14 protein-coding genes are annotated in these 12,782 nt (G+C 41.3%); 12 read left to right on the forward strand and 2 right to left on the reverse strand.

Annotation, left to right across the window (positions count from 1 at the left end; all coding sequences use genetic code 11):
* Positions 1-121: 121 nt before the first annotated feature.
* The 5 genes from CXK86_RS13280 (at position 122) to CXK86_RS13305 (ending at position 2,880) form a co-directional block, all read left to right on the forward strand.
* Positions 122-496, forward strand: a complete 375-nt coding sequence (locus CXK86_RS13280) for a DUF2750 domain-containing protein (protein ID WP_076250519.1) — start codon at positions 122-124, stop codon at positions 494-496.
* A 32-nt stretch (positions 497-528) separates the two neighbouring features.
* Complete coding sequence (locus tag CXK86_RS13285; protein WP_076250517.1) at positions 529-966, forward strand: Imm26 family immunity protein; 438 nt, start codon at positions 529-531, stop codon at positions 964-966.
* 323 nt (positions 967-1,289) lie between these two features.
* A complete protein-coding gene (locus tag CXK86_RS13295) occupies positions 1,290-1,496 on the forward strand; it encodes a helix-turn-helix transcriptional regulator (RefSeq protein WP_036613900.1) in 207 nt (68 codons plus the stop codon).
* Positions 1,497-1,937 (forward strand): hypothetical protein, encoded by a 441-nt coding sequence (locus CXK86_RS13300; RefSeq protein ID WP_036613899.1) that lies wholly within the window; start codon positions 1,497-1,499, stop codon positions 1,935-1,937.
* Between the two features lie 190 nt (positions 1,938-2,127).
* The gene (locus CXK86_RS13305) at positions 2,128-2,880 is read left to right on the forward strand and encodes an AAA family ATPase (protein ID WP_370511418.1); all 753 of its coding nucleotides are present in this window, start codon (positions 2,128-2,130) and stop codon (positions 2,878-2,880) included.
* A 673-nt stretch (positions 2,881-3,553) separates the two neighbouring features.
* Here CXK86_RS13305 and CXK86_RS13310 read toward each other — a convergent pair.
* Positions 3,554-3,754, reverse strand: coding sequence for a hypothetical protein (locus tag CXK86_RS13310; RefSeq protein WP_076250515.1), 201 nt, complete (start codon positions 3,752-3,754; stop codon positions 3,554-3,556).
* Positions 3,755-4,054: 300 nt separating this feature from the next.
* On the opposite strand from CXK86_RS13310, the gene CXK86_RS13315 reads away from it, so the two are divergent.
* Both CXK86_RS13315 and CXK86_RS13320 read left to right on the forward strand, forming a co-directional pair.
* Positions 4,055-5,245 carry a glycine C-acetyltransferase gene (locus CXK86_RS13315; RefSeq protein WP_076250513.1) on the forward strand — a complete coding sequence of 397 codons (1,191 nt, stop codon included), beginning with the start codon at positions 4,055-4,057 and terminating at the stop codon, positions 5,243-5,245.
* Between the two features lie 37 nt (positions 5,246-5,282).
* Positions 5,283-6,242 carry an L-threonine 3-dehydrogenase gene (locus tag CXK86_RS13320; RefSeq protein ID WP_076250511.1) on the forward strand — a complete coding sequence of 320 codons (960 nt, stop codon included), beginning with the start codon at positions 5,283-5,285 and terminating at the stop codon, positions 6,240-6,242.
* 648 nt (positions 6,243-6,890) lie between these two features.
* Here CXK86_RS13320 and CXK86_RS13325 read toward each other — a convergent pair.
* Entirely contained in the window at positions 6,891-7,475 is a 585-nt protein-coding gene (locus CXK86_RS13325; protein WP_051447337.1) for a TetR/AcrR family transcriptional regulator, read from the reverse strand.
* 157 nt (positions 7,476-7,632) lie between these two features.
* Between CXK86_RS13325 and CXK86_RS13330 the strand changes: the two genes are divergently transcribed.
* The 5 genes from CXK86_RS13330 to CXK86_RS13345 all read left to right on the forward strand — a co-directional run bounded on the left by CXK86_RS13330 (position 7,633) and on the right by CXK86_RS13345 (position 12,714).
* On the forward strand, positions 7,633-8,322 hold the full coding sequence (locus CXK86_RS13330; protein ID WP_076250508.1) for an SDR family NAD(P)-dependent oxidoreductase: 690 nt from the start codon (positions 7,633-7,635) through the stop codon (positions 8,320-8,322).
* Between the two features lie 508 nt (positions 8,323-8,830).
* Entirely contained in the window at positions 8,831-9,184 is a 354-nt protein-coding gene (locus tag CXK86_RS13335; RefSeq protein ID WP_076250506.1) for a hypothetical protein, read from the forward strand.
* A 363-nt stretch (positions 9,185-9,547) separates the two neighbouring features.
* Positions 9,548-10,543, forward strand: a complete 996-nt coding sequence (locus CXK86_RS13340; protein ID WP_076250504.1) for a glycoside hydrolase family 43 protein — start codon at positions 9,548-9,550, stop codon at positions 10,541-10,543.
* Between the two features lie 609 nt (positions 10,544-11,152).
* The gene (locus CXK86_RS31845) at positions 11,153-11,290 is read left to right on the forward strand and encodes a paeninodin family lasso peptide (RefSeq protein ID WP_106427116.1); all 138 of its coding nucleotides are present in this window, start codon (positions 11,153-11,155) and stop codon (positions 11,288-11,290) included.
* A 587-nt stretch (positions 11,291-11,877) separates the two neighbouring features.
* Positions 11,878-12,714, forward strand: coding sequence for a class I SAM-dependent methyltransferase (locus tag CXK86_RS13345; RefSeq protein WP_076250501.1), 837 nt, complete (start codon positions 11,878-11,880; stop codon positions 12,712-12,714).
* Positions 12,715-12,782 lie beyond the last annotated feature (68 nt).

Consider the following 12,782-nt stretch of genomic DNA (forward strand, 5'->3'; position numbering starts at 1 on the left):
AAATAGGCTTACGACCGATTCCCAATATTTCTACCTGGGAATCGGTCGTTTAAATTTAGACTTGATACTGTAGTTCATCGGCTGCAACTCTTGTCGAAGGACAACATCATTAGGAGGAAATATGAATCAGAAAGAATTTGAATCAGTCATCAATCTCCCTGCAAATATTCGTTATGAATACTTCATCAAAAAAGTAGTGGATTCAGAAGAAGTGTGGGGGCTTTATGAGAATGGTTGGTCAGTTACTGAAGATGATAAAGGTAATAAATTACTTCCATTTTGGCCTAAGAAAGAATTCGCGGAATACTGTGCAACTGATGGTTGGGAAATTTACTCAAGTAAAAGTATGGATTTGTACGAGTTCATAGACGATTTTCTACCCAATTTAAAAAAAGAGGGTTTTAAACCTTCAATATTCTTAAATAATGCTGATTCTGCTGTATTAGAAGTCGATATACTAATTGAGGATTTAAAGACAGAACTTGAAAAATACTAACTTAAAACCTCAACGAAGGAGTTTGGAAAACCGTGAAAAATAAGAGACGTAAACGAATAAAATTGGGTGATATCTACGCTATACCTCTGCCTAACGGTAAGTTTGCCTTTGGGAGAAGGCTTAAAGATGCCAGCATTGCAATCTATAATGTGATAAGTGACACGATAGAAGAGATACCTCAAGAAGAGGAATACCAATTTATCGTGGGTGTATATGATGATGTACTGAAATCAGGTGATTGGCCGGTCGTTGAGAATCGTCCGTTCCCGAATGAAGAAGAGGCGTGGCCCCCACCTGCCTGTATCATTGATAGGATATCAGGAGGGTATGAAATATATCATTTGGGAGAGATTAGACCTTCTACTCGCGAAGAAAGCGAAGGATTAGAGATTGCGGCTGTTTGGGAAGCCCATCATATTGTTGATAGAATAATGGGAGATGATAAGTGGCACCGAGACCCGAATAAATAGTGTACGAGTATACCATCTTTGGTTCCAGAGTATCAGGTGTAGCGGTTTGAACAGCTTTTTCACTTTCCAATACAAACATTAAATCACGGCCTACATACGTTTCTATAGGGGTAACACCAAGCGCTCCAACCATTTGCTCTGTTAAAGTAAACTCTTCTCGCATCTTATATAAACAAAATCAACCGAGCAAAGCCCTCCTTTTACAAAGAGGACTTTGCTTGTTTTGCATTCAGAGGTAAGTAACAATGCAAAGTTAACTTGACACATAATGCAAAGTGAACTATGCTAAAAATGCAAAGTAAACATTGCAAGGACGTGATCACTTGAAGACAAGAATTGCAGAACTGCGTAAGCAGCATAAGCTGTCACAGGAAGAGCTGGGACGAATTGTTGGTGTTACCCGGCAAACCATCACCTCTCTTGAAAGGGGAAAGTATACGGCTTCCCTTATTCTTGCTTACAAAATTGCCAATTTTTTTGGACTCGCCATTGAAGACGTTTTTGATTTCAGCGAAGTGGAGGAAATGTAAATGGACAAGTACAAGATTAAAGTAAAAACTCGCAAAAACGTACTGTCACTGGTAGCGGCTGCTACCCTATTGATCTATGTAGGACTTATATTTTACCGAGGTGGACTACCCGATTTACCTAGTTTTATAAAGGGATTTCACACAGGAGCTTTTATCGGGGTTGAAGTGGCCGTCGCTTTTTTCCTCGTCAGGTATATAAAAGCCAGTAATAATGAAGCCGAGCTGAAGAAGCAGTATATTGAGGAGAATGACGAGCGGAGTGTAATGATACTCCAGAGAGCCGGCACACTCAGCACAGCAATCATTCTCATTGGTATGGGCATTGCCTCCGTGATCGCCGGTTTCTTTAATCCCTTGATATTCTATACCTTACTAACTTGCTTATTATTTGTTTTAATCGTATTTTTTGCACTGTGGATGTTTTATGCGAGAAAAATTTAAGGTTTAGATCAAAGCAGTGGAGAGAGGTGAATGTTTACCGGATATCGATTTACGGACAGGTTATTTTCGGTATATGGTATTATTTGTTTGATGGAGTAAACTAAAGCTTGAGACAAACATCAGTCAGTGTTTTCCAAAAAAAAGGTAAGCATAACGATCAAAGTTTTAAAAGGGAGTGAACTATATTAATATACAGCATCCCTATTTACGACAAATTCAGCTTAAGCGGCAACAAGTACCCACCTATAATCGTTACCCCTTTGATTTGGCAGTCATTCGAAACCTAAATACTCTTGATTTCCACCCCAAGGTAACCTATATCGTAGGTGAAAATGGAATGGGCAAATCAACACTGATGGAGTCCATTGCTGTCGCATGGGGATTTAACCCGGAGGGTGGGACGATCAACTTTTCCTTCTCAACCCAGGCTACTCACTCGAACTTATATGAATATATACAATTGATTAAAGGTCCGCGACGCCCGAGGGATGGCTTCTTTTTCCGGGCAGAAAGTTATTATAATTTAGCCACAACGATCGATGAGTTGGACAGTCAGCCTTCATTCGGTCGCCCTATTCGCCCTATTAAAGATTCGTACGGTGGCAAGTCCTTGCATGAGCAATCGCACGGAGAGTCGTTCTTTTCCACTTTCATTCATCGGTTCGGAGAGAATGGATTATATATACTGGATGAGCCTGAGGCTGCACTGTCTCCCCTTCGCCAAATGGCGATGCTGACACGAATCCATGAACTTGTTTTGCAAAACTCTCAATTTATAATTGCGACCCATTCCCCAATCCTTATGGCATATCCAGATTCGATTATTTACAATCTAAAGCCAGATGGTATCGAAGTCCAAGTATTGGAAGAAACCGACCATTATATGATTATGAAAGAGTTTGTGAATAACAAGGATAGGATGCTCAGAGAGTTATTCGAGTAAGCTAAAGATTAATTCCACTGCTATCCTATAGAATCTAAAAGCTTAAGAGAGATCGTTACAAAGAAAGCGATCTATTGTCGAGATTAAGCTAACGAGAAACGTTAGCTTAATCAAACTTAATAAGGCATCAAATTGATCATCTGCTGATTTCAACTAGCGGACTGACAACAGGGATCGTTGCAGAAATGCTAACGATCCTTTTTTGTATATGTTTACGTATGAGTATTTAAATCACGAAAAAGGGCTCCTCCGTAGATTAGGACGCCCCAAGTGCAGGTCAGCGATCACGTACCTGGATATAAAGGGAAAACAGTGGGTGTTGCCCAACAAAGTGACGTTTTTATTTTTCACAGTCCGATCGGTAATTTTGGTGATGCTGAGTATCTACATGCTGTAAGCTTAGTAGAAGTGACTTTGTAGAACCATTCGAACGCTCTACAAAGAGAAACAACGGGTCGAACAGGAAGAACGGTACAACTATATTGGACTTTTATGGAGAAATAAGGATATAAAGCTACTGCTTCTATATATTTTAAAACAGAAGATTCTATTTTTTAGCATGGGTGCTTGTAGGGGGGGGATGCATGTTTCATTATTTTCTGAAGATAAGCAGAAACATTGTTAGGATTGCAACTGCGAAGCATTCGTCCTAAATCGAGGAAGTATAAATATACTATTCTCTATTTTCATCATCTAATCGCCGACGAAATATCAAAGCCGAAACAGCAAATATAATAAAAGATAATGTTGAAGCAGCAGTAACCATCTTCAACACACTTCCTATCGGGGGGTTAAACAACAGAGCAATTGAGATGATTAAAACAGCACCTGTTAAACCCATTCCCAAAATCGAGATCGCTAAAATCTTGTTCATCAAATCACCTCACAGGTTGAAATAGAGTTTCTCATTGCATAATAATAGTTTAATACATGATGAATTAGTATAGAATGTAACAAAAAGTATAGCAAAGATTTAGTAGCGATTGCTTCCGAGAATGGGGAAGCAATCGCTATGTTTTTTTGCAGATTTTTTTATTTTTTTGTCCGCCACATGTGTACAAAAAATAAAAATGATGATACATTGAATTTAGTTTATTTCCTTTTATAACAGGGTTTTTTCGAAGAATACTGTGTCTCCTGTACGAGGACATGCGTATATCGAGGAGGGAATGGAATGTCAAGTCAAGCATTGGACCAATTTTTAAGTTCGAACATCGAAGATCTAAAGACTAAAGGTCTATATAACGTCATTGATACGCTGCAGGGTGCAAATGGTCCTGTTATTCGTATCAACGGAAAGTCCTTAATCAATTTGTCTTCCAATAACTATTTGGGACTGGCAACAGATCACCGCCTGATTGATGCTTCAGTTAAGGCGTCGCAGACATACGGGGCAGGCGCAGGGGCTGTGAGAACAATTAATGGTACGATGGATCTTCATATTGAGCTTGAAGAAAAACTGGCCCGTTTCAAAAAAACGGAAGCCGTTATCGTGTATCAATCGGGATTTAACTGCAATATGGCTGCTATATCCGCGGTAATGGACCAGCATGATGCGATTTTATCAGATGAGCTGAACCACGCTTCGATTATTGATGGCTGCCGCCTGTCGAGAGCCAAGGTGATTCGCTTTAAGCATTCGGATATGAATGATTTAAGACAGCAGGCGAAAGATGCCAAGGAATCCGGTCAGTACCATAAAATTATGGTCATCACCGACGGGGTTTTCTCCATGGATGGTGATATAGCAAAGCTGCCTGAAATCGTGAAAATAGCAGAAGAATTCGATCTGATTACTTATGTGGATGATGCCCACGGTTCTGGCGTTCTCGGAGCAGGTGCGGGAACCGTGAAGCATTTTGGATTGTCCGACCGCATTGACTTTCAAATTGGTACTCTTTCCAAGGCGATTGGCGTTGTCGGCGGTTATGTGGCGGGTAAAAAACAACTGATCGAATGGTTGAAGCTGAGAAGCCGTCCGTTTCTGTTCTCGACATCGCTACCTCCGGCTACAATCGCTTCTTGTAGCGCTTCTGTCGACATTTTGATGAATGACAAAGAGCTGATCGAGAAGCTGTGGGAGAACGGCAGTGATTTGAAAAATGGCTTGAGCCGGCTTGGATATGATGTAGGCCAAAGCGAAACGCCGATCACACCTTGTATCATTGGCGATGAAGTAACCACCCAACAGTTCAGCAAACGGCTTTATGAAGAAGGCGTTTACGCCAAGGCAATCCTGTTTCCGACGGTTCCGAAAGGAACCGGAAGAATACGCAACATGCCGACAGCTGCCCATACCAAGGATATGCTCGATCAGGTGATCTCCGTTTATGAGAAAGTTGGCAAGGAAATGAAGCTGATTTAGCTACATTCGCGGGAGTACATTTCGGGAGGAATGTCTTATGAACAAGATTTTGGTGACCGGAGCACTGGGCCAAATCGGTTCTGAGTTAGTTGTTAAATTACGTGAAATTTATGGTGCGGATCACGTCATTGCTACGGATCTCAGGTCATCAGCCCACGAAATTACCCGATCCGGGCCATTCGAGCTGCTGGACGTGACGAATGATAAGGCGATGTTCGAAATCGCCAAGCGGTACGAAGTTGATACCGTCATCCATTTGGCTGCGCTGCTGTCGGCTACCGCAGAGGAGAAACCGCTACTTGCCTGGAATTTGAATATGGGTGGATTGATGAATGCACTTGAAATATCCAGGGAGCTCGGCTGCCAATTTTTCACTCCAAGCTCCATTGGATCTTTTGGTCCTTTGACTCCGAAAGACAATACCCCTCAGGATACGATCCAGAGGCCCAATACGATGTACGGCGTGAACAAAGTGTCCGGCGAACTGCTTTGTGATTATTATTTTCACAAATACGGCCTGGATACTAGGGGACTGCGATTCCCGGGTTTGATATCTTATATGACGCCTCCCGGCGGAGGAACGACGGATTACGCCGTGGAAATTTATTACGCAGCCGTGACGGCTGGCCGGTATACATCTTATATCGCCAAGGACTCAAACATGGACATGATGTATATGCCGGATGCCCTGAACGCTATCATCGATTTGATGGAAGCGGATTCTTCCCGGTTGATGCACCGAAATTCATTTAATGTCACGGCAATGAGCGTGGATCCGGAGGCGATCGCTGCAGCGATTCGGGATGAGCTTCCCGGCTTTATCCTCGATTATGACGTTGATCCGAAGAGACAGGCGATTGCCGATAGCTGGCCGCATTCCATTGATGCAACGGCAGCGAAAACAGAATGGGGATTTCATGCTCGCTACGACTTGAAGGCCATGACGAAGGATATGCTTTCACATCTAAGCGAGAGACAAATGCTTCGCAAGGCTTAAAGTTATTATGAATTCGATCGAAGAGTGACATCGCTAAAAAAAGCAAGAAAGGGGAACTTATAAAAACAAAAACAGAACGAAACTGTCGAGGGACAAGAACATTGTTCCATTAAAGTCGCTATTACAGCGGCTTTTTTTGTTTTAAGGACAAGAACATTGTGTCATTTCGAATTAGGTATCTATCTAAATAGCATCATGATGAAGATCATGTGGCAAGAAAAAAGCACATGAATTTAAGAATTCGCGTGAATAACGATTTTTTTATTAGAAATAACGTTTTTCCGGTAAAGACCAATCAATCTGCGCCAACCATCGGGACGCGAATATGTGCTTACGAACTCGTCGATGTCGGTTTCGTAGATTGCTCTTGGTATCTCACGCTCATGCTTAGGAACACGAATTGTGGCTTCTTGGCAGAGGTAGTAATTCAAATGTTCGTGTCCAAATATGATTGTCATGTGGATTCATGACAGGCTCATGGTACTTGGAAGCGTTGAGAACGCCGGAGTAAGGACAGTACCGTTATCTTCGTATCTGACTGCAAACATTATTCTATGCCTGCCTAGTTCTGACAGATCTAAGCAGGGAGTCGAGCCAGATCAGATTCGGCAAGAATAGCCTTTCTGTTCATATCATACTAGTTTATTATCAAGTATCCTTCAGCAAGTCAACCATGTTAGAATAGTGAATTTCACTCAGTTGCTCGATAAAGTTATCTACCCTGTAGTTCTCCGGTTCAACTATCCAGAGACAAATTACTCCTACCAATCCAGATATCATGTATTCGATGCCAATTTTTATCTTCTCATCGTGGCGATGATCGCCGATTCCCGAAAAAATGATCGTTTTAAAAGCCTCTTTCAAGTAAACGGAGAAGTTTGGATAAATATTTTGAGTGATCATTGTCTTAAAAAATATCATATTGGCTTCAATATCGTCGAAAATCGTTTTTAACATGGTAGCAAACATATCTTTATCCATCTCATGAATTGAACTCACTTCCAGGCTTAAGCAAGCATTTAAACTCTCCACGTTTTCCTGAAATAACTTCTCCATGAATTGAGGTTTATCTACATAGTGCAAATAAAATGTGTTGCGATTTATCATCGCTTCTTTGGCAATGTCCTGCACAGTAATTCGTTCATAGCCTTTGGTTTGTACTAATCTCAGAAACGCTTCTTTAATGGCTTTCCGCGTTTTGAGAATGCGCAGATCCACTTTATCTTTACCCAATTCGTACTTCCCCTCCATAAATAATAGTCGGATTTATCAAAAGTGATGTTTAATTAACAGATTGAACAATATCAACCATTGAGTCGTTTAAGTGTACGTTTTACAATCAAAACTGTCAATTGAACTCACTAACTCATTCATAAAAGGAGAATCATAAATGAAAACACTGGCGATTATTGGTGCAGGTAAGGGATTAGGATTATCTATTGCGAAGAGCTTTGGCAAGCGCGGCTTCCAAGTGGCATTAGTTGCAAGAAATGCTGCAAAACTGCAAGATATGGTGGATGAACTGAAAGCGGATGGTATCGAGGCATCTTATTTCGTAGCAGATATTTTTAACAAGGAACAGATTGCACAGGCTATGACCAACATGAAAGAAAAGTATGGTCAGATTGATGTGTTGGAATTCAGTCCAACAGCAGGCAATTATCCTCCCACTTCTGTATTGGAGCTAACGGCGGAGAACGCCAGGGACGCATTTGAGGCGAATGTGGTTAGTGCCATCCATGTCGTCAATGCTGTTCTCCCTGCTATGCTCGCCAGGAAAGAGGGAGCCTTGCTCTTTACCTCAGGATTATCCGCCATGTACCCTGTGTCCATGATGGGGAATATCGGTATTGCTCTTTCAGGGTTACGCAATTATGTTGCTAATCTTCATACTTCATTGTCTGCTCAAGGGATTTTTGTGGGCCACCGCTCATTAGGTTTATTGATCAAGGAGTCAGGTACCGGCGCAATTAATGATCCGGATGTAATTGCAGAGATGTGGTACCAGGCCTATGTAGAGAAAAACGTATGGGAAGAAGAGTATCCTGAGGGGGTTACCCCCGAAACCATTCTGTTTTAACATTGGTGATGATTTCAGCAGGTCATAACATACAGTTGTAACCAAGTAGATGAGCTTGAGAACTAGGCATATATTTTGTGCTAAGAGACGCTTGAAAGAGATGAAGAAGTCGCTAATTTAGCGGCTTTTTTGTTTATCGGTACAAGTTCTTGTCCCGAGTCGAGGACAAGAACTTGTACCGATTGCCGATTAGATAAACACCTAACTAAGTTTCATGCAATTTCATTTAACAAATGTGTAGGAAAAATAAACTAATTGTCCAGTGAAAATATAGTATTTTCTTAGTGTTTAGGTTAAAGATAAGTCCCTGTTTAAGCACTACATGCTACACGCGTAGGTTCTTTAATAAATGATTGGAAATGGAATATAAAAAGGAGGACGTAACCCGCGAAGGCGCGGAGGGCAGTGCTTAGACTTTCATGAATAAAAGAGGTGTCTGGGGTATTATATGTAATTATGGGTTATGAAATAAATGGATTATTTGAAAAGAAAATGGGGGAATCAAAATATGGAACGTAAAATTCAACTAATGGAAACCTACGTAAATATCGACTTTGGAAACTCACCCTTTTTAAAATTAGATAAAGGGTTGCAAATTCCATACTCTTTAATCGAGGGAATAACAACAGGTAGACCAATACCCAAGGCTTTTAAACTATATGGTGCTTTATTAGGAGAAAAAAGAAATGGGTTATTTAGATCAAATGGTGGTTATCAACTCCACTTTTTTGAAAATGAGCTTGAAACTCTTCATTTAGATTTGAATAGCTTGAAAGTTGGTATGTTCAAAATATCAAAGTTGATCATTGGTGTTGAAAATCCTGAAGAAATAAGTGAAAATATTTCCGAAAGAGTGCAGTGATAATAAAGGAAAAGTGTATTACGAACGTGAGACGGTGGAACTTCGAGAAAAAAGCTTACGAGCTCAAAAACTTGTGAAGACATATAATGGTTGCGATCCAGAGGAGAAGAAATAATATGTGCGACAAGACAACGCAAAAAAGATCACTTCATTGTAGAATATAAGAATTATGAGATGGGCGGGAATTGTACATTTTTTCGGGGGAAGTTCTTTATTATGTGTACTAGGAAAGAATAAGCGGAGCTTATACAATAACATTAGAGATTGTAAACGCTTGCTTTTAATTCTGAGGATGCAATCAATGAATTACCGTAATCCCGTATATGAAGGATTCTATTATTCCAATACCAAAGGAGATGCCTTATGAATCAACAACAACTACCTAAGCCCCACCAACCGCTCGTAACCCACATCTTCACTGCTGACCCGTCCGTCCATGTCTACGAGGGCAAAATCTACATCTATCCTTCCCATGACCTCGATCATGACGAGCCGAGCAACGATAACGGCGACCAGTATAAAATGGAAGACTATCATGTCCTCTCGATGAACAACTTCGATTCCCCGGTGGTTGATCACGGCGAAGCGTTGCATCTGAGAGATATTCCGTGGGCCTCCAAGCAGCTCTGGGCACCAGATGCCGCTTATAAGAACAATACCTATTACCTGTTTTTCCCGGCACGGGATCATGACGACATCTTCCGTCTGGGTGTGGCAACATCAGAGTCTCCGGCAGGCCCATTCATGCCGCAACCGAATTATATGGAAGGCAGCTTCAGTATCGATCCGGCCGTATTGGTGGATGACGACAATCAGTCATACATCTATTTCGGCGGACTCTGGGGTGGCCAGTTGGAGAAATGGCAGACCGGCAGCTTCGTGCCAGATGCAGAAGGACCTGCTCCTGACCAGCCGGCGCTTGGACCGCAAGTTGCACTGCTTAGCGACGACATGCTGTCCTTCCAAGGCAAGCCTGCCGAGATATCGATTGTCGATGAAGACGGGAATCCGATTCTGGCTGGGGATGAGGAACGGAGATATTTTGAAGGCCCATGGGTGCATAAATATAACGGCTATTACTATCTGTCCTACTCTACAGGAACCACGCATAAGCTCGTATATGCGATCGGCAAGAACCCGATGGGACCATTCACGTTCAAGGGCGAGATTCTCTCTCCGGTTATCGGCTGGACAACCCATCACTCCATTGTGCAAGTTGAAGACAAGTGGTATCTGTTCTATCACGACAGCTCCCTGTCGGAAGGCGTCAACCACAAGCGCTGCGTTAAATATTCGGAGCTGAACTACAACGAAGATGGAACGATCCAGAAGATCAATCCTTATCCGGGTGCGGAGTAAGTTAGCTGGTTAGCGGAAACAGATAAGATTACAATATAAGGCATAATACATGAGGCAGCTCCTGACGGGGCTGCTTTTTTGATAGGAGGAGGATCAGTTGTTTCACTCAAACTTGGAGAAAATCTCTGCTGAACAAAGAATACTTCAGCAGTATACTGATTGAATTAATAAATTTATCTTAATTAAACATAAAGCCTTCTTTCCTTCGGAGAGAAGGTTTTTAGTTTAATTAGAATTTTGTTGACACATATAATATCCTAATGGCTTTATCCAGTTGAATGCGTGAAGCGCGTGTCGACGAGTTTTAGTAGGGAACTTCTTTTCCTGTGGAGGGACAAGAAAATAGTCCGATTAACGATTAGATGAGTATCAAAATAAAAAAGCTATATAGAGGAGAGTGGGCTTTAACTTGGGTCAGTAGCGCTACAGGGAAATACTTAACCCATAGAAAGGGATGAAATAGTTGTTTACTTAGATACTTATTGTGTCTTATAATTTTCACAAAGATACAAATCGTATCCTAAAAAGTTTGTATCGCACAAGTAATGTAAGGGTGCTCGCATCTTGGTTCCAGTCGGTTCCAGTTTTTGTAGAAAGAGGGGATGACCGATGGAAACGAAAAAAACGCCTTGGCAGGCACCGGAATTAGAGGTGCTGGATGTGCAGCAAACGATGGCTGGCTATGGATTCAGGCAAATTGATTGGATCGAAGAACATGATGCAGACCTATATGATCCATCGTCCTGATGATCATACTTCAAATTGAAAATCGTATTCTTGCTCAAAAGGTCGCCTGTGGGCGGCTTTTTCGATGCTCAGATGAGGGACAAGAACATTGTACCATTCCAGACCAAGACGACTATGATTGATATTGAGCAGCAGCTAAATAAGGCGTAGCCAGCCTCCTGTTGATGTAACATTCGTTCGAATACGTTGCGAAATTCGTTACGTCGCTCGACAAACATTGTCCAATTGAGGCCTCCACGAAAAAATGATTTCTCCAAAAACGGCTTATACAGACAGTTCATAATATATAACGGAACCTGTTCTTTCAAATCCAGTGGTTGAAACACATGTGATACATCATCGTAAACGGCTCTTCTTTTGTCAGCTTCAAATGGACGGAGGTGAAGGAGTCAAAAAATACTCTTCTCTAAATACGATTGAATTGTGCATGATCAGATTCCCTTCGCTTCGTAAGTCATTTGGAAGGAAGCATTGCTTACGGACAGTATGTCTGTATTTTTCGGCGCATTCAACCATATATTGGATTCGTTTATTATGTTAAAGAGGTTCTACACCATTTATAGCGTTGTGAGAGGGGAGTGATCATTTTGAATACTTCTAAACAAATGATGTCTCATAATTCCAATGATCGTTTTAGTAAACTTGGAATTTATAGCGTCCAAAGTGTCTTTATTATTCTGTTCTTGCTGTTAACCCCTATCTACTATTTGAACAAATGGGACTTTAAACGTCACAAAAAGCGGAATCCTTTCTACACCAGTAAATTGGTTCGATTGCAAGAGCGTTATCCGATTTTCTACGAATTGGCCATGTACGTTCAAAATTTTCCTATTCCTCGTAATGTTTACAAAGTTTTACCCCCTTTAAAGGGCGATGTTCTTCAGGTGGGCTGTGGTACAGGTTTATTGAACAAGTATCTTCGCAAGCAGAAGGATGTTCGTTTTCTTAACATGGATCCGAATATAAATGCTCTAAAACTTGGAAAGAAGTGGGGAAGGTTTAATTCTTATATCCATGCTTTCATTGATAAACCGACTTCTTTACCTGATCATAGCTGCGATATGATTTTGTTTGCAAGAAGCTTTCATCACATTCGCTATCACAAAAAAGCCTTCATAGAGAGCTGCAGACTGTTACGTGACGGTGGATCTATCATTATTGCGGACCCGGTTGTTCTCAAGTCTCTTTCAGGTTCTGTAACGGACGGTGGTTATATGGCGAACTCTTCGATTGATGGTGTGATTTGGAGATTTACCAAAGAAACATTAATTACTCACATAGAGCGCTGTCTTCCTCCTGAATTAAAGATAGAATCAGTAACCGAAACGAGACAAGTGCATGTAACGAATTATAATTTATTTGTACCTCAGACAGATATCGTAGTGGTACTGCGAAAAAGGGAGGCTGTATACAATGACAACTAAATTTATTTATGGTGTTTGAAATCTGCAGCATTATTCAATGTTTATCCGTTGCTCAGCCAGAAACATGT

The sequence above is a fragment of the Paenibacillus sp. BGI2013 genome (assembly GCF_002843485.1).
Lineage (GTDB): Bacteria > Bacillota > Bacilli > Paenibacillales > Paenibacillaceae > Paenibacillus > Paenibacillus amylolyticus.